Source organism: Pedobacter ginsengisoli, assembly GCF_002736205.1.
Classification (GTDB): domain Bacteria; phylum Bacteroidota; class Bacteroidia; order Sphingobacteriales; family Sphingobacteriaceae; genus Pedobacter; species Pedobacter ginsengisoli_A.
In genome coordinates, this window is record NZ_CP024091.1 from 1197976 (window position 1) to 1215101 (window position 17126).

Sequence of the window (17126 nt, forward strand, 5' to 3'; positions counted from 1 at the left end):
AGATCAGAGCTGGTAGTTACCACTTATGATGTGAACAATTAAAAATATTTAGGTGCCTATATCGGTGGTGTCCACCTCTTCCCATTCCGAACAGAGAAGTTAAGCCCACCAGAGCCGATGGTACTGCGGTAACACGTGGGAGAGTAGGTCGGTGCCAAATCTTAAAGCCAAAACCCTGTAATGATGAATTACAGGGTTTTTGGCGTTATAACCTTCCTATTTAACTATGCTTGATTATAAAGGTGTGAGGTATTGAGTGTAGGAATATCCTGAAGCTCCGTTATCAGTTTTGATTTCCCACCATTGATCATTTGCTTTACTGATTAGCGTAACTACTTCATGCCGTGCTGCTTTTCCTACAATATCAGCATCGGTACTTGGTCCACTACGAATATTTAAATTCGAGCTGTTGGTTGTTACCTTTAGTTTTGAACCTTCGGTAACGCCGGCTATGCTATTGATATTCATCACTACATCGCCGGATGAATAATTTGGATCAAGGCGCTCATAAGTATCCCACAGTTGTTGTTTTATTGAGCCGCTTGCATCACCATCAATATATAGCACACCATCCTGCTCGCGCACATTTAAATTATTTACTCCTTGTGTAGTAGCAGTGTCTATCAATTCTTTATATTTTTCCTGTAAGGCCATTTTATATCTCCTTTAACTATTTAATTGTTAGTTGTGAATTATCTATTTTTTTAGGTTTCAGTGCATTTAAAGCCATCATCAATTTTTGGAGATTTGCTTTTTCAATTTCACCTTTTAATGTGATCAGGCCATCATTTACCGTTGCAGTTACTGTAGGGAAGTCTTTTGTTGCATCTTTAACGGCATTTGTAAGGACATCTGTAGCAGCTACAGGCACACTCGGTGTATCGGGAACTACAATAAGATTATTCACAACAGATTTGACTCCTTCCACCTTTGCTACAGTTTTATCAATTTCTGCTTTGATTGTCTCATCAGGAACTTGTCCTGATACTGTAGCCACGCCTTTTTCAACGGTTACAGCCGCTTCGGATATGTGCGGGTTTGAGAGTAGTGCAGTTTCAACGGCTGCTTTTATCGCATCGTCTTTTGGCCCACTTTTACATCCTGAAAATGTAGTGGCCATGAACACCAGGGCAACCAGAAATGCGGTTGTTTTCATTGTAAGATTTTTCATACGGTTTTATATTTTGGTTTTAAGCTTGGTCGATATGCTTGAAAGGAAAACAATGATCAAAAGAAATTGTTTTAAGAGCCGAAATCAAATCAGGCAATGGGAAATACTGTATGCAGTTTTACCCTATCTTGATTAAGCAAAACAGTAACATTTATAGAGATTTATACTTAAAAAGATTTTGGAAGCCAATAGTGGCATTCATCTCAAATTAAATATGTTTCAGAGTTTATTTCTGCGAGGGGAAAGTAGGGGGGTTAGAATAGATCAATGGATTTTGTTCCTCATCTTTCAGCAGGTCGCCTACTTTCAATTTAGCTACCTGCTCATCAGACAGGATATTCTGTATCCCATTAAATACAGCGCCATCAGGCATAAAAGCACAGGTCATAGCCCTGCGGAAGCCTTTGGTCATGTTAGCTCCTGCCCCATGTATGGTTAAGCCATTGTGAAAAGAACAACTACCCGCTTTCATAGGGACAGCCTTGGAATCATAAGAAGAGAGTTGGGGGTAAAATTTAAATACCTCATCCATATTTTTTCCGATACCAGGATTTTCAAAAGAAGTAGTATGGTAAGAACCAGGAAGAAAATACAGACATCCATTCTCTAGTGTAGCATCATCAAGCGCAACCCAGATGGATAAAGCACGACGATCGGAAAAGGACCAAAAAGGAGTATCTAAGTGCCACGAAGTAGGGTTGGCCCATGGACGTTTTACTAAGGCCTGATCATGCCATATCCGTATTCCGTCACATCCAGATAAATCGGCAACCATTTTACCCAGGTTTTCGTTAAGTATTAACTGTTTTACTTTTTCATTGGTTTGCCATAGGTTGAGCATTTGATCAAATACCTTTCCAAAATAGTCGGCATTTTTATTAATACCATCTTCTTCACCGGTTTTAGTGTCTTTCCCCGGGAGTTTTCTGCCGTCGCGCTGAACGAGTGCCTCGGTAACCGCTTCGCGCCAGATTTCTAATTCATCCTTATCTAAAAAATCTTCAATAAGCAAAAAGCCATTCTTTCTGTAATCCTCAATTTGTTGCTGTGTGATTTGTGTCTTCATGTGTTTTTACAAAAGGTTATTAATACGAATTTACCGCGTTGGTTTGAAAAATATACTGCCATTAATTTGTTATTATTTGCACTTTCTGATATTATACAGCTCCCTTTATATTTTCTTAAATTCAATTTATAATCGTTAAATTCAATATACATTTGCAATCAGTTTCACCAAATCTATATTAGGATGAAAAAAATCACAATAATGGCCTTTTTAACCTGTATTGCACTTATTTCTTATAATGCGGCAGCTCAGGAGGTAAATAAAAATTACGATGAAAAATTAGCTAAGGAGCTTAAAGCTGATGATTACGGAATGAAGAAGTATATTCTGGTAATTCTAAAAACAGGCAGTGCTAAAGATTTACCTAAAGCTTCGTTAGATAGTATTTTTAAGGGACATATGAATAATATAGGCAGACTGGCTAAGGAGGGAAAGCTAATTGTTGCCGGACCGCTTGGTAAAAATGAGAATGCTTATCGCGGTATTTTTATTTTTGATGTAGAAAGCTCTGATGAAGCACAGAAGCTGGTAGAGACAGACCCTGTAATTATAAGTAAAGTAATGACAGCAGAGTATTACCCATGGTATGGTTCTGCAGCTTTAAAGGAGACTTTAAAAATTCACAGTAAAATAGAGAAGAAAAGCCATTAGTTTAAATTGCTATTTTCTTTTGGGGGAATTGTGCGGCATGAGATAGTATCATGTGAAGTATATAGTCGTTAGAAGGGTAGGGTTGCAGAGCTGATTTTAGCTCCTCAGGTGCATTAATATCAGTATGATGTGAAATGTATCCCATGCCATAGAATTTTCCTTCTTCAACAAGTAAACAGCTTTGTTCATCCTCAGTTCTTCCTTTGTCAATAACAGCAAAAGTTGGCAACATTTTTTTTAGATCCTGAATGGCATATTTGACCCGTACGTTGTAAGCAGCAGCCGATTCTTTACCCACACAAGCACCAGCACAGTTACCTTCTTGATGGGCTGTGCAGGCCTGTCTGTTTTTTTGAATAAAACAGAGCTTTTCACATAATAAGTGCTCTTTTATTAATGCTTTTAAAAGATTATGTCCTTCCAGTATAGTATTAAAACTATATAGGACAGGTACGCTTTTCTTAAACTTATCAATACCTAATCTTAAATAGCCTTTCTGATCTTCGAAGGTATAGAGACAATATTTCTGTTCAAAACGTTTTAATGCACGATTGTTTGCCGGCCATAATTTTTTTATTTCAGAGGCTTCTAAAATAAAGGCCATCAGCTCTGTACCGCATACTTCAAAATCTATACTGTAAATATCTTTAAGGAAATCCTGACGTTGCTTAGTTGTGCTATAACCTGTAAAATGTGAGCAAACACGCTTTTTTATACTTTTGGCTTTTCCAATGTAAATAACTTTTCCCTTTTGGTCTTTAAAATAATACACACCAGGGTTTAGAGGTAGTTTTTCTATCTCTGATTTTGGCAAATTGGGAGGTAGCACCTGTTCTTTTGAAGCCTTATTTAAAGATTGGTTGATAATTCCCTCTGCATCGGCTTGTAATAGCATACCAAATAGAATTGCTGTAGCAGTAGCATCTCCACCTGCGCGGTGCCTGTTGTTTATTTCTATCCCTAAAGCAGTACAAAGTTTACCAAGGCTATAAGAACGGTGCCCTGGTAATATTTTACGACTTAGCCTTACCGTACAAAGTTTATTGACCTGAAGCTGATAGCCAGCTAATGATAACTGATGCTTAACAAAGGAGTAATCGAAATTTACATTATGGGCTACGAAGGTTTTGTTATGCAATAGTTCATATATTTTTGGTGCTATGTCGTTAAACACGGGTGCATCCATTACCATTTCATTGCTTATGCCTGTTAACGCCTGGATATATTCAGGTATTTCCCGTGCCGGATTGATTAGTGTTTCAAAAGTATCAATTACCGAAACACCATCATGAATTAAGATCGAAATCTCTGTGATTCCATTTCCTGAAGCAAAGCCACCTGTTGTTTCTATATCTACTACCGCGTAAAGCATGATTTTTATAAGCCTTTGTAAAATGTAAATATGCTAATAATTTTAGTAATTAATAAAATTATTGAGGTTTAGTGTTTTTAGTAAATAAGTTCCACAAAAATTGTCCCAGATCATTTTTTAATATATAATTAACAATAATGATAAGAGTGGCATATAAATGGCTAATACTAAAGGAAAAGGGAAAATGAAATGTCTAGAAAAATATTAGCGGTTGATGACGATAGGGATATAGTTGATATTATTAAGATTGTACTAGAGGATGAGGGATTTGAAGTATCTACTTTAACCAATGGAAGAAATGTACTTAATGTAATATCATCGTTAAAACCTGATCTGGTGTTGCTGGATGTTATGCTTGGTGGAGTTGATGGCAGAGATATTTGTAAAGCAATAAAATCACACTCTTTGTTTAAAAATATCCCTGTGGTAATGATATCAGCCAGCCACAATCTTCAGAGCTTTTTACAGTTACCAGGCTCGCCAAATGATTTCCTTTCAAAACCATTTGATATAGATAGTCTGGTTAGAAAAGTGAAGGCACAGTTTGCCGCTTAATCTATTGTACTGTACTAATTATTGTATACATAGTACTAAATTGTATATAGTTAGCTAACAGTATTAAGAGGTCTCAATTTTTATTGGGTTAGTTAGTATTTTATGGATTGGACACTTATCTGCTATTTGCATTAAACGTGCGCGTTCCTCGTCTGTTAGGGCTCCAATTAGTTTAATTTTTCGTGTAATGGTTGTTTCCTTATTCATTTCCTTTTCCTGACAAATTGCTAATTCTACTTTAATAGAATCCAGGTTGTATTGTTTACGATCTGCATACATTCTTACGGTAATGGCTGTGCAGCTACCCAGGCTGGCCAGTAGCAATGCTCCAGGCGTCATGCCTTCATCTGTCCCGCCGATTGATTCCGGTTCATCTGAATAGATAAAATGCCCCCCTGCGTAAACTTTGGTTTTATAATGAGATCTGTCTAGCTCTGTAATTGCGGTAATTTGATTGTCTGCCATTGTGTATTAAAGTTATACCGATAAAGCTACAATTAAATTTAAGTATTCGCATTCCTAAGTTAAGCTTTGGTATTTAACAATAATATAGCAGTCAGTTAAAATAGATTAAACATATTATGACTTAATTTGTTCTATATGTAACTAACCAGATATGAGTATGTTAACCAGCTATTTAAATTTCAGGTTTGATGTTCATGGCAAGCCCATAAACGGATTCTGTATGCGCATACAGGATGATTTTCATGAAACCTATGCCGTAATAGTAGATGGCTATCGCTCTTTCTGCGTTTGGTTAGATGCTACTTCTACATGGAGGTTTTCTAAGCACACCAGTTTAGAACCATCTGCTTTGGAACAGATCATCAGTAGAATAACTTCAACTGAACTACCCAAAAAATAGATAAGCTAATCCAATTGCTGTACATACACCAACAAGATCTGCCAGGAGCATTGCTCCGATGGCATATCGGGTATTTTTGATGCTTACAGAACCAAAGTAAACAGCAACTACATAAAAGGTGGTATCAGAAGCACCCTGGAATATTCCTGAAAGCCTGCTGGCAAATGAATCTGGCCCGTATGTTTCCATTGTGCTCACCATCATCCCTCTGGCAGCCCCACCACTAAGCGGCCTTATTAAAGCGGTAGGCAAGCCCTCTACAAATCTGGTATCTGCTCCTAAAAATGAAAAGAAATCTTTAATTCCTCCAATTATTACATCAAAGGTACCGCTTGTGCGAAGCAAACTTATGGCAACCAGCATCCCTACCAGATAGGGGATGATTTTAACAGCAGTTTCGAATCCATTTTTTGCACCTTCTATAAAAGCATCAAAAACATCAATTTTTTTATAAAGGGCACCCAGAATAATCAGCAAGAAAACAAGTAGTATAAGTCCGTTACTTAAAATTCCTGAAAATGATTTTATTCCTTCAGCATTAAGTGAAACGATATATAAAACTAACAGTGCAATAATGAATGACAGGCTCAATATCCAGACTATAACTACTGGTTGCAGCAGGTTTATTTTCTGCTTGAAAGAAACAATGAGCATTGCTGCTATTGTACCCACAAAAGTTACTATAAGGCAGGGAATAAAAATATCAGTGGGATTAGAGGCATTTTGAGATGCTCTGATCGCAATAACACTAACTGGAATTAAGTTTAACCCCGCTGCATGCAGACATAGAAACATGATCTGGGCATTTGATGCAGTATCTTTACTTGGGTTTAATTCCTGCAGGCTTTCCATTGCTTTTAAACCAAATGGAGTAGCTGCATTATCAAGACCTAACAGGTTTGCAGAAAAGTTCATAATCATATGGCCCATAGATGGGTGGCCTTTTGGAATATCTGGGAATAATTTAGAAAAGAAGGGCCCAACTATACGAGATAACAAACGAATTCCTCCTGCTTTCTCTGCAATGCTCATTAAACCTATGAACAAGGCCAGGATACCTACCAGTTTAAGACATAACTCTACAGAAACCCAGCAGGTTTCGATAATACCATCAAGTTTCAGTGGATTTGCAGGGTCACTGGCTTTCCCAATGACCATCCAGTTAAATATGTCAGATTGTCCAAAAAAGAAGCACTTTACAGAGGCTACAACAATTGCAACAATGATAAAGGCCGACCAGATTCTGCTTAATGCCATTAGGGGAAATTAGGTTTACGATGTTAATGTAGGGATTTTTAATAATATATCCCTATGGCTTCTCGTCAGTAAGTTCAAATCCCCATGTTTTACCTTTTTCAGTTGCCGGTATGCCCTGGGTCATCCATAGCGGAGCTTTGGCCCCTTTTAAATAGTAATCAAAAAACTGCTGCTCGCGTATCTGAATGTCTTTTCTGTTCTGGCGTTTTACAAGGTTGTGTGCTTCATTATTGTAGTTTAACATCCATACCGGCTTGCCTAACCTCCTTAAACCTGTAAACATTTCAATCCCCTGATACCATGGCACAGCACCATCGGCATCATTGGCCATAATTACTACAGGTGTTGTTACTTTAGGTAAGGCAAATAAAGGAGAGTTTTCTATATAGAGCTCTGGTTTTTCCCATAATGTACCACCAATTCTGCTCTGTGTTTTTTCGTATTGAAACTGTCTGTTCATGCCGCTTTCCCAACGGATACCACCATAAGCAGAAGTCATATTTACTACCGGTGCACCTGCCCAGGCTGCAGCATACATATTGGTTCTGGTGATAAGGTGAGCTACCTGATAGCCTCCCCAACTTTGGCCCTGAATACCGATTTTAGTTCCATCAACCCATGGATTTTTCTTTAAAAATTCGACACCTGAATTGATAAATTCCTCTGCAGATTTTCCTGGATATCCATTTTCGTAACTAATGTCTGGAGCAAAAACCAAATATCCATTACTTACAAAATAGGAGATGTTTAATCTGGAAGGGGTTGGAGCCGGCGGCTGATATGTATATAACCCATTCGATAATTTTTCATAGAAATATACAATCATCGGGTATTTTTTAGCCGGATCAAAGTTTTCAGGCTTGTAAAGAATACCATCTGATTTAAAACCTTTGGGGGTTGTCCAGTTTACCAGCTCAGCAGTTCCCCAGTTGTAGTTTTGCTGCTGTGGGTTGGTATTACTTAACTTAATCTCGGCTTTCATATCGGTTGATACGAACACATTGGGAGAATTGGAGTAGTTTGCTTTATCGTAAATATAACGATTAGCATCTTTAGCCTTTCCTAAATTTGAATACTTAAACTTAGCCATTACAAGAAGCTCAGGGCTTTTATTGTCGCCAATGTTTTTTATGTAATATCCGTTTTCTTTAGTTGTATGGTTAAAAGCATCAAGCAATACTACCTCTTTTTTACTTAAAAAGCGTGCATTGGTATCTAATTGCTGATAACGGAAGGTAATGTTGTTTTGTCTGCCAAAGCCATTAGTGATGTTCTTAGGCACGTTTTTTCCATCCGGAGAAAACTCCCATATATCGTATCTGTCGTACAATAAAACAGCCTTATCCTCTTCAGTCCATGCAGCCAGGCCATAAGCATCAGGCTGATCTGGGACATCATTTTCTTCGTCAACAAGCTTAACATTTAAACCATTATTTAAATGAGTAACCTTAGCGGTTAAAATATTGTAAGTATACCAGTTGGCTGTCTTTTTGTCGAAATAAAGTATATATTTTCCGGAAGGCGAAGGTTTAGCATCCCCAATAAGTCCCTCAATTATCTTTTTTCTTGATCCTGTTTTTGTATCTACCAGATAATAGTCTTTGATGGAATTTGCAGACCATTGTGATTGGATACGGTTTCCAAAATCTGTTGCAGCCAGTACATAATTAGAGTTACCTTCATCAATTAATTTAGCTTCAGGAAGTTTAAGATCTGTTAAAGGCACTACTTTAACGTCGCTGTTAAAAATTTCGATAGCAGTTAAGTATGTTCTTTTCGATTCTTTTTCAGCATTTTTCAACTGCATTGGCTGCAGGTAATCATCTTTGTAGCTCCATACATCGAGCTTGGCATGTTCAAAATCAATAAGCGTAGTGTCTTTCGGTTTTTTAATAGGGGCGATGCCAAAGAATAGCTTGGTTGCTTCTTTGTTGAAGCTTAATTTTCCGTCGCCACTAACCGCCCATTTGGCTGGGAAGCCAGGTATCTCATTGTCTACCAAAACTTGTGCAGTATCTAATGATGGTGAATTATAATATATAAAGTAGTCTTTAATTTCTGCTTTTTCTGGACTTCTCTCTCCAAGAAATGCTACGGATTCACTTTCATCGTCAAACACAAAGTTTTTAAAATTACCTTTTCCGTTAACCAATGTTTTAAGCGTACCTTTTTCTGTATTTAAAAGGAAAACCCCTGTTTGGGCCGCTTTATCTTTTTTTGAACCTGTACATGCGAATGCCAATTGCTTACCATCCTTACTGAAAACATACTCACTTACATATTTAAAAGTACGCTCAGTACCTGTTGCAAGGTTTCTGAAAATCATATCAGAACCTTCTTTGTCATCCTTTTTTGTAGTGTCTTTTTTTGAGGTATCTGCTGGTTTATCTAACTGGTAGGCTAATAGTGCCAAGCCATCTTCAGGTAGTTTAAATGATTTTACGCCAGCTACTTTTGCAATGGCAAGATTGGTAAGGTTGGCAATTCCCAAAGAGTCTTTTGGCATCTCTTCTGGTTTTTTCTTTTTAATTTTTGCTTGTCTAATTGCCGAGTAAAACGGTTTTATGGCAAAAACAACAAATTTAGAGTCGGTACTGAACTGGGCATTTTCAGCTCTGTTTATTTTAGTTTTTGCATTGGTTAGCAGATTAGTTAAATATAAATTTGCATCACCTTCCTGAACTGCGATGGCGTAAGCTGACCAATTTCCATTATTTGATAACTTTCTGGAAGCAATAGATTCCCAGTTATCATAAACTGTATGGTCAAGTGGTTTCTTTTGCGCAAAGCTGATCGTTGTAAAAAATAGGAGAGTGAGAAGTAGATATTTCTGCATAATTAAAGTTTGTTTTATCCCGGTTTAGTTCTAGAAGCTTAAAAATTAGAAAATTTTAAGACATATCCTTATTGTATATCAAATTTTACAAAAAAATGGGGTGTATCAAATTTTATGATACACCCCATTTTGGTATTTTATAATAGCGGAGAATTACTTATTCTTCTTTTGTTGAATCTGAGCTTGTTGTTGCTGACGCATGTAGTCCTCAAGTTTGGCACTGAATCTTGATTTCTTTTTCTCTGCTACAGGCTTTGCTTTATTGTCCTGTAATGTTTTATGAATTTTCTCATCATCAACCATAGATTTGATCAGGAACTGCTGAGCAAAAGTTAACATGTTGGCAAGGAAGTAATAATAGTTCAAACCTGAAGGGTAGCTATTTAATACACCTAAAAACACAATTGGCATAATGTAACCGATATATTTCATTTGACCGGTTGCACCAGAAATCTGATTGTTAAAATAGGTATAAATTAATGTCGAAACCGTCATCAGGATACACATTAAACTTAAGTGGTTACCTAAAACAGGGATATTTACACCAAATTTAATGAAATCATCATATGTAGAAAGATCCTTCATCCATAGGAAGCTTTCGCCTCTTAACTCAAATAAGTTAGGGAAGAAAAAGAAGAAGGCCATTACAAACGGTAACTGAAGTAACATTGGTAAGCAGCCACCTAATGGATTTACACCAACTTGTTTATAAAGTTTCAAGTATTCTTGTTGTAATAAGGTTGGGTTGTCTTCGCCTACTTTTGCTTTAATTTCATCCATTTCCGGTTTCAAGATTCTCATCTTGGCCATAGAAAGGTATGATTTATAAGTTAGTGGCGACATGGCTACCTTTAGCATAATAGTTAGCAAAAGGATAATTAAGCCATAGTTCCATCCAAAACCTTCAAGGAAGTTAAATACAGGCAATACAATAAATCTGTTGATGTATTTTAATGGCCAGTATCCCATATCTACTTGCTTTTCCAACTCATGTCCCTGAGCTTTTAAAGTAGAGAATTTGTTGGTTCCAAAGTAAAACTCCATGGCATAGCTTTGGGCAGCCAATTGGTTAAATGTAAGCTGCATATTGGCACCATACCATTTAATCTGACCTGGTTGTGTACTCACTTTAACTTCAAGATCACCTTTATCAAAAGGAACTGCTGGTATTAATACTGCCGAGAAAAAGTGTTGTTTGAAAGAGAACCATTCAATTTTTCCTTCTTTTAATTCTTCTTTTTCATCTTTGGCAACACTTAAATGGCTAGGGTTTTCATTAGCATATTTATAATATGGTGCTGAATGCTCCTGTTCTTTTTTACCTGATTTTTCTTGTTCAAGTAACGTAGTTTCCCAGTTTAAGGTAATCGCATTGTTTTGAACAACCTGATTTAAACCATTTAGGTTGATGTTAAATCCAACCTTGTTGCTATTTGGTTTTAAATCGTAAACATATTCAATGTACTTATCGCCAGCGTAATTTGCACGCATGCTTACGCTGGTGTTTCCATTTTTAGATGCAGTAAAGTACAAATCGTTAGTACTTATTATTTTGCCTCCTATGTTTAGGTTTAAACCAAATTTGTTCTGGTTGCCATCAAACAACACCACTGGTTTACCGTCGTAGGTTTTTTGTCCTTTAACTTGTACAGACAGGATTTTACCACCCTTGTTTGTGAAAGTTAATTTTAAGTTTTCGTTTTCCAAAACGCTGGTTTGCTCTGTACCAGATATATTGCCACCAAAAGGGCCTTTTAATGCCGCAGAATCAACAGCTGGCAATGCAGCAACTGTAGCTGCAGCTTGGGTTGCAGCGGTATTGGCTGTTGCATTCTTTGTAGAATCAGCAGCTATTCTTTCCTTTTCTTTCTTGATTTCAGCCTCGCTTGGCTTAAAAAAGTAGAAAGAACCTGCCAGAACAATCATGATCAGGAATAATCCTGTAAACGTATTTCTATCCATTATTGTTAATTAAACGCGTATTATTTTATTTTCTTCTTCGCAAACTCCATCGCAGCGGCGACAAATTTAACAAAAAGTGGGTGAGGATTAGCAACTGTTGATTTTAATTCAGGGTGAAACTGTCCGCCAACAAAGAAAGGATGGTTTTTAAGTTCCACAATTTCTACAAGATTACTTTGAGGATTGATACCTGAAGCAATCATTCCAGCTTCTTCATACTGACTTAAATAAGCATTGTTAAACTCATAACGATGTCTGTGACGCTCGGTAATGTGTTGCTTTCCATAAGCAGAGAAAGCTTTAGTGCCTTTTTTAATGTCGCATGGATAAGAACCCAAACGCATAGTACCACCTTTATTGGTAATATTCTTTTGGTCTTCCATCATATTAATTACCGGATGCTCAGTGTGTTCATCAATTTCGGTAGTATTTGCATTTTTTAGTCCAAGTACATTTCTGCCGTATTCAATAACTGAACATTGCATACCTAAACAAATTCCAAAGAAAGGAACATTGTTTTCTCTTACATACTGAATTGCATCAATCTTTCCTTCAATACCTCTGCTACCAAAACCAGGGGCAACAAGTAAGCCGTCAAGGTGACCAAGTTTTTCTTTTGCATTATCAGGGTATACACTTTCTGAGTGGATGTACTGAACACGCACTTTACATTCATTTTTTGCACCTGCATGAACAAAAGATTCGGTTATAGATTTATACGCATCAGGTAATTCTACATATTTACCTACAACACCAATAGTTACTTCTGAGGTCGGGTTTTTTAAACGACCAAGGAAATCTTTCCAGCTTTCCATATCAGGTTCGTTTTTATGTGCAAGTTTTAATTTAGTAAGTACAGTTTTATCCAGCTGTTCTTTCATCATTAACAACGGAACTGAATAGATTGATGATGCATCAATAGATTCAATAACTGCATTAACATTCACATTACAGAATAATGCAATCTTTTTACGGATATCCTGTGAAATATGGTGCTCAGTACGGCACACCAAAATATCTGGCTGTATACCATATTCAAGCAAAGCTTTAACAGAGTGTTGTGTAGGTTTGGTTTTTAATTCGCCGGCAGCTGCAAGGAAAGGGATTAATGTTAAATGAATAACTATAGCATTATTAGCGCCCTCTTCCCATTTAAACTGACGTACAGCTTCAATAAAAGGAAGAGATTCAATATCGCCAACGGTACCGCCCAGCTCAGTAATAACGATATCATATTTACCGCTATCGCCTAAAATGCGCATGTTTTTTTTGATCTCGTCAGTAATATGAGGTACTACCTGCACAGTTTTACCAAGGTATTCGCCCTGTCTTTCTTTATTAATTACATTCTGATAAATACGACCAGTAGTAATGTTGTTAGCCTGTGTAGTTGGAACATTTAAGAAACGCTCATAGTGTCCAAGGTCAAGGTCAGTTTCTGCGCCATCTTCAGTAACATAGCATTCGCCATGTTCGTAAGGGTTTAGCGTTCCCGGATCGATATTGATATACGGGTCGAACTTTTGAATGGTTACACTGTAGCCGCGTGCTTGTAATAATTTGGCTAATGAAGCGGAGATGATGCCCTTACCCAAAGAGGAAGTAACACCGCCCGTAACAAAAATATACTTAGTCATGTTTGTGAATTTCTGATATAAAGGCAGTTTTTTATACTGTCCTTATTGTTTTTGTACGGGATACAAAGTTAGCAAATAAACCGAAGCTTTAAGGCTCTTTTTTTAAATATTCGTAAAGCAAAAAATGTTTCAATAAATTTCTTAATGTAATTTGTGGTGTACGTGCTGACTAGCAATTATATATAGGTGCCTTTTTAAAGTACAAAACCATATATAGTTTTAAGTATTTCTTCGGGTTTCTCGTTTTTATTTCCGTTGTATCGGGTAAATAGCTCAATTAACTTCTTCAATTCACGGTCTGTTTCGGCTCTTTTACCCTTGGTAGGGGGCTGTATTTCGTTATTGAAATTTGTAAACGCTTCAACCTTGGTAGCAAACCAGGTAGTATTTAATCTGGGTATTGCAAGGCCTAATATCATACCGGGTAAACCACTAAATCCTTCGGGGCCGCCACGCAGTAAAATTTCGTCTGTATAAAAAGCAACAACATATACAGTGTCGTTAATTCTGCCTATTGCTTTTCTACATTCATATCCTGAAATAATACGGATGTCGTGCATAATTTTCCAGTTTATTTTAGGTATGGTATCTTTTAGCAGATAATCATCGCCCATTAGGTTTTTCTTTAGTACCCTGGTCTTGTTGGTGTAATCTGCATAAAGTTGATTGGTTGATTCGCCAGGACTCATAAAATACATAAGGTCATCGTCATTGTCGTCCTTTTTCTGGGCTTTATATATAGATCTTGAGCGGTCAAAATAAAGGTCCCAGTTGTTGCTTTTATATTTGGTCATGCTTGCTTTAACATCGTCTGAAAGACCTAATTCCGACAGGGCACGCACCATGTTTATCTTTTTCTCGAACGTAATTTTTCCGTTTGGGATAAAAAGCTGCTGGGCAAGCAATTTAAAAGGCAGTACACAGAAAAGAAATAAAAAAAACCGGCCTATTCATTTATTAGCTATTTAACGCTGGAATTTTTAATAAAATTACCACTTAAATTCCAATTTATCCCAAATAATACATACCTAGGAATATAGCTAAACGTACTTTCACTTTTTATATTTCCACCAACATACCTGTTATACCCAATTTTTTGATTAAGAATGTCAGTAATGGATAGTTTAATTTCAAGCGCTTCGTTTTTTAATACCTTGGTAGCAAGATAGCCATTCCATATTGCAACATCCAAATCTCTATCGAAAGATGAATTGGCCGGGCGAAATGATAAGGACATTGTGGTATTAAACTCAAATTTATAAGGTAATTGTACTGTTGCAGAAAATTCGTGGTCATGAATTAAACTTTTACCATCATTTAAGCTACCAATAGATGATTTGCCATACATAAAGCTGGCCGATGGGGTGTAACTTAAATCAAGCTTATGGGTATAGTAATTAAATGATGTTCTTAAATTGAACTGGGTATTCCTGGTTTTATTTCTGGTAAAGTTTAAAATAGTCTGATTATTAGCAGTATTAAACCCAAGGTCAACTCCAAAGCGGAAGTTTAACTTCGGAAAACCTTTGGAATAATATACATTTCCTGCTATTGAATTGTTTCCGTTAAGGTTGGTGTAGCTCGAAATCCTTTTATTAAAATCATCAACTATTTCAGTATCTACAATAGCATTATTGGTAAAGCCATAACTAAAATAGCCAGATATGTACTGATCGGTTGAAAACTGAAAGCTGTTGTAAGAAAGGCTAAAGTTATTGGTAAAAGATGGCCTTAAGGATGAATTACCTACAATTTGAAACAATGGATTATTTAATTGTCTAACTGGTTGTATCTGGTTAATGCTTGGCTGTTGCATATAACCATTGTAGTTTACAGATAAGTTGCTGTTGTTGTCTATTTTATAAAAGAGGTTTGTGCTGGGCGACAAGTTTAAATAGTTACGATCAAAATCACTTTTCTTATCCAGGTCTTTAAGTTCAAAGTTAGTTTGTGTAGCCTCCATACCTGTTGATATAGAGAAATTTTTAACCCTGTACTGTGTTACTATTTTTCCAACATTCGAAAAGTTGATGAACTTAAAGTTATTACTTAAAGAGTCTATTTTGTTGATGTTATTGTCTGATACAAGCCTGTAACTGCTTGATGATATGGTTTTAAAGCTGTACCCGGCTTCTAAAGTCCATCTTTTTGACAAGGGCTCAGTATAACTTACTCTTGTGCCTATTGAGTTTTGTTCATTTGCATTGTCTTTATTCAGGTTGGTGTTTTCGACCCGGTTTTCGCTACCATTATTATCGTAATATTTTGTTTGATTTATACTTTTCTCAATGTTTTTACTCGACAGGTTCTCCGGCTGGAGGTCTATTGAAAGTGTTCTTCCTCTTTTTTTAAATCTTCTTGACCAGTTGATGTTTCCATTAAAAGCCTCACTGTGGCCTGATCCGGTATTGGTTTGTCTGTTGGTACTGATAAATAGGCCTCTCTGATCTCTTGTAAAATCATCACTGGTGGAGTTTAACTGATTTCTGTTTTGTTTTGCTCCAAAAGCTATTTTTAGTGTCGAAAGTGAATCTATATTATAGGTATAACCACCCCTTAAACTCTCGCCCGTATTTTTCGACCTGTCTTCCTTTCTTCCTGAACTTGAAAATAACGATCCGTTGGGCAAGAGTTCTTCTGATTTAGAAGTTCTTATGTTCTTGTTTTTATAATCAAAACCTTTAAAATTAAGTTTTATACCCATGGTATTGTTTTCAAACCTATCGGCAAAGTGCCCGCCCATATTAAAATTATTAGGCAAGCCACTGGTAGGGGAGCTGTAATCTTCATCGTCATCACCCCCAGAAGAGTACATTACCGAACTGCCATCGTCACCAACCTCAATTACATCGTAATCTTCACCTTTAAGCTTGCGCATAGACCGGTTAATTTTAGAATCGTTAGTAAGATTCGAATAAGTTCCATATACCGCGGCTTTGAGTTTACTTTTAAAAATACCCATCATTGCACCATAATCTCTAAACTTATTGTTGCCCTGATTTGCATCCAGCGATGCCAGATATCCGTTCTTGGCATTTTCTTTTAATTTAATGTTGATGGTTTTATTTTTTATACCATCATCTATCCCTGTAAGCTCAGCTGCTTTGCTTTTTTTATCAAAAACCTGAACTTCTTCAACCGCATTGGCCTTTAAATATTTTGTAGCTAACAGCGGGTCGTCGCCAAAAAACTCATCACCGTCAACTAAAACTGTTTTAACATCTTTACCCTGTGCTTTTATATTCCCATTTTTATCTACAGCAACCCCGGGCAACCTTTTTAGTAATTCCTGAACATTGGCATTGGTACGCACAGCAAAACTATCGGCCTGAAACACCAGTGTATCACCTTTCATGCGTACAGCGCTTTTTGCCTGTATTACTATTTCACTTAAAAGTTTTGATTTAAGCTCCATTTTTATGTCGCCAAGTTTAATATGCGAAGTATCAGAAAGCCTCAGGTTAGTAATATAGTCGGCCATTTTAGGAAAGGTGATCAGCAGTTTATAATCTCCTTTGGCAACATTTTTAAATTCAAACCTTCCTTCTGAGTTTGTTCTGGTTGTTTTAACCATTATAGAATCAGCTGATCTTAATAAAAGTACTGAACTATGCTCCAGATCTCTTTTTTCCAATGTATCAATAACCCGCCCTGTAACGGTTGCTTTTTGGGCAGTTACGGTGAGGTAAGATAGGGTTAGGAAAATGAAAATGGATAACCTCTTAAGCATAAATTATCGGATGACATTTATTAT

General features: G+C 36.7%; 14 protein-coding genes and 1 rRNA gene. 4 read left to right on the top strand and 11 right to left on the bottom strand.

What is annotated here, in order from left to right:
- Nucleotides 1–48 precede the first annotated feature (48 nt).
- Nucleotides 49–160: ribosomal RNA gene (rrf, locus tag CPT03_RS04870) — 5S ribosomal RNA — on the top strand.
- A gap of 74 nt (nt 161–234) precedes the next feature.
- Here rrf and CPT03_RS04875 read toward each other — a convergent pair.
- From CPT03_RS04875 to CPT03_RS04885, 3 genes are all read right to left on the bottom strand, one after another.
- Nucleotides 235–654: an SH3 domain-containing protein gene (locus CPT03_RS04875; RefSeq protein WP_099437787.1), complete on the bottom strand. Its 420-nt coding sequence runs from the start codon at nt 652–654 to the stop codon at nt 235–237.
- A 16-nt stretch (nt 655–670) separates the two neighbouring features.
- Nucleotides 671–1171 (bottom strand): BON domain-containing protein, encoded by a 501-nt coding sequence (locus tag CPT03_RS04880; protein ID WP_099437788.1) that lies wholly within the window; start codon nt 1169–1171, stop codon nt 671–673.
- A 226-nt stretch (nt 1172–1397) separates the two neighbouring features.
- Nucleotides 1398–2237, bottom strand: coding sequence for a phytanoyl-CoA dioxygenase family protein (locus CPT03_RS04885; RefSeq protein WP_099437789.1), 840 nt, complete (start codon nt 2235–2237; stop codon nt 1398–1400).
- Nucleotides 2238–2420: 183 nt separating this feature from the next.
- Between CPT03_RS04885 and CPT03_RS04890 the strand changes: the two genes are divergently transcribed.
- Entirely contained in the window at nt 2421–2888 is a 468-nt protein-coding gene (locus CPT03_RS04890; RefSeq protein WP_099437790.1) for a YciI family protein, read from the top strand.
- A 1-nt stretch (nt 2889) separates the two neighbouring features.
- On the opposite strand, the gene CPT03_RS04895 is transcribed toward CPT03_RS04890, so the two are convergent.
- Nucleotides 2890–4260, bottom strand: coding sequence for an exonuclease domain-containing protein (locus CPT03_RS04895; protein WP_099437791.1), 1371 nt, complete (start codon nt 4258–4260; stop codon nt 2890–2892).
- Between the two features lie 189 nt (nt 4261–4449).
- Between CPT03_RS04895 and CPT03_RS04900 the strand changes: the two genes are divergently transcribed.
- Nucleotides 4450–4815: a PleD family two-component system response regulator gene (locus CPT03_RS04900; protein ID WP_099437792.1), complete on the top strand. Its 366-nt coding sequence runs from the start codon at nt 4450–4452 to the stop codon at nt 4813–4815.
- A 63-nt stretch (nt 4816–4878) separates the two neighbouring features.
- Here the strand turns inward: CPT03_RS04900 and CPT03_RS04905 are convergent, their stop codons facing one another.
- Nucleotides 4879–5280, bottom strand: coding sequence for an OsmC family protein (locus CPT03_RS04905; RefSeq protein WP_099437793.1), 402 nt, complete (start codon nt 5278–5280; stop codon nt 4879–4881).
- Between the two features lie 157 nt (nt 5281–5437).
- On the opposite strand from CPT03_RS04905, the gene CPT03_RS04910 reads away from it, so the two are divergent.
- Nucleotides 5438–5680, top strand: coding sequence for a hypothetical protein (locus CPT03_RS04910; RefSeq protein WP_099437794.1), 243 nt, complete (start codon nt 5438–5440; stop codon nt 5678–5680).
- Here CPT03_RS04910 and CPT03_RS04915 read toward each other — a convergent pair.
- The 6 genes from CPT03_RS04915 to CPT03_RS04940 form a co-directional block, all read right to left on the bottom strand.
- Entirely contained in the window at nt 5666–6937 is a 1272-nt protein-coding gene (locus CPT03_RS04915) for a nucleoside recognition domain-containing protein (protein ID WP_099437795.1), read from the bottom strand. The two genes, CPT03_RS04910 and CPT03_RS04915, sit on opposite strands and share 15 nt — an antisense overlap.
- A 52-nt stretch (nt 6938–6989) precedes the next feature.
- Nucleotides 6990–9773, bottom strand: a complete 2784-nt coding sequence (locus tag CPT03_RS04920) for a prolyl oligopeptidase family serine peptidase (RefSeq protein WP_099437796.1) — start codon at nt 9771–9773, stop codon at nt 6990–6992.
- A gap of 153 nt (nt 9774–9926) precedes the next feature.
- Nucleotides 9927–11735 carry a membrane protein insertase YidC gene (gene yidC / locus CPT03_RS04925; protein ID WP_099437797.1) on the bottom strand — a complete coding sequence of 603 codons (1809 nt, stop codon included), beginning with the start codon at nt 11733–11735 and terminating at the stop codon, nt 9927–9929.
- A 20-nt stretch (nt 11736–11755) separates the two neighbouring features.
- Complete coding sequence (locus tag CPT03_RS04930; RefSeq protein ID WP_099437798.1) at nt 11756–13372, bottom strand: CTP synthase; 1617 nt, start codon at nt 13370–13372, stop codon at nt 11756–11758.
- Nucleotides 13373–13566: 194 nt separating this feature from the next.
- Nucleotides 13567–14277, bottom strand: a complete 711-nt coding sequence (locus CPT03_RS04935; RefSeq protein ID WP_245869976.1) for a GLPGLI family protein — start codon at nt 14275–14277, stop codon at nt 13567–13569.
- A gap of 56 nt (nt 14278–14333) precedes the next feature.
- Nucleotides 14334–17102 carry an outer membrane beta-barrel family protein gene (locus CPT03_RS04940; protein ID WP_099437800.1) on the bottom strand — a complete coding sequence of 923 codons (2769 nt, stop codon included), beginning with the start codon at nt 17100–17102 and terminating at the stop codon, nt 14334–14336.
- Nucleotides 17103–17126 lie beyond the last annotated feature (24 nt).

Excerpts from the sequence above, each read along its gene's own strand:
- CPT03_RS04890 (WP_099437790.1), top strand. The coding sequence starts at position 2,421 with ATGAAAAAAATCACAATAATGGCCTTTTTAACCTGTATTGCACTTATT.
- CPT03_RS04875 (WP_099437787.1), bottom strand. The coding sequence starts at position 654 with ATGGCCTTACAGGAAAAATATAAAGAATTGATAGACACTGCTACTACA.
- CPT03_RS04885 (WP_099437789.1), bottom strand. The coding sequence starts at position 2,237 with ATGAAGACACAAATCACACAGCAACAAATTGAGGATTACAGAAAGAAT.
- CPT03_RS04920 (WP_099437796.1), bottom strand. The coding sequence starts at position 9,773 with ATGCAGAAATATCTACTTCTCACTCTCCTATTTTTTACAACGATCAGC.
- CPT03_RS04905 (WP_099437793.1), bottom strand. The coding sequence starts at position 5,280 with ATGGCAGACAATCAAATTACCGCAATTACAGAGCTAGACAGATCTCAT.
- CPT03_RS04930 (WP_099437798.1), bottom strand. The coding sequence starts at position 13,372 with ATGACTAAGTATATTTTTGTTACGGGCGGTGTTACTTCCTCTTTGGGT.
- yidC (WP_099437797.1), bottom strand. The coding sequence starts at position 11,735 with ATGGATAGAAATACGTTTACAGGATTATTCCTGATCATGATTGTTCTG.
- CPT03_RS04895 (WP_099437791.1), bottom strand. The coding sequence starts at position 4,260 with ATGCTTTACGCGGTAGTAGATATAGAAACAACAGGTGGCTTTGCTTCA.
- CPT03_RS04910 (WP_099437794.1), top strand. The coding sequence starts at position 5,438 with ATGTTAACCAGCTATTTAAATTTCAGGTTTGATGTTCATGGCAAGCCC.
- CPT03_RS04900 (WP_099437792.1), top strand. The coding sequence starts at position 4,450 with ATGTCTAGAAAAATATTAGCGGTTGATGACGATAGGGATATAGTTGAT.
- CPT03_RS04880 (WP_099437788.1), bottom strand. The coding sequence starts at position 1,171 with ATGAAAAATCTTACAATGAAAACAACCGCATTTCTGGTTGCCCTGGTG.
- CPT03_RS04940 (WP_099437800.1), bottom strand. The coding sequence starts at position 17,102 with ATGCTTAAGAGGTTATCCATTTTCATTTTCCTAACCCTATCTTACCTC.
- CPT03_RS04915 (WP_099437795.1), bottom strand. The coding sequence starts at position 6,937 with ATGGCATTAAGCAGAATCTGGTCGGCCTTTATCATTGTTGCAATTGTT.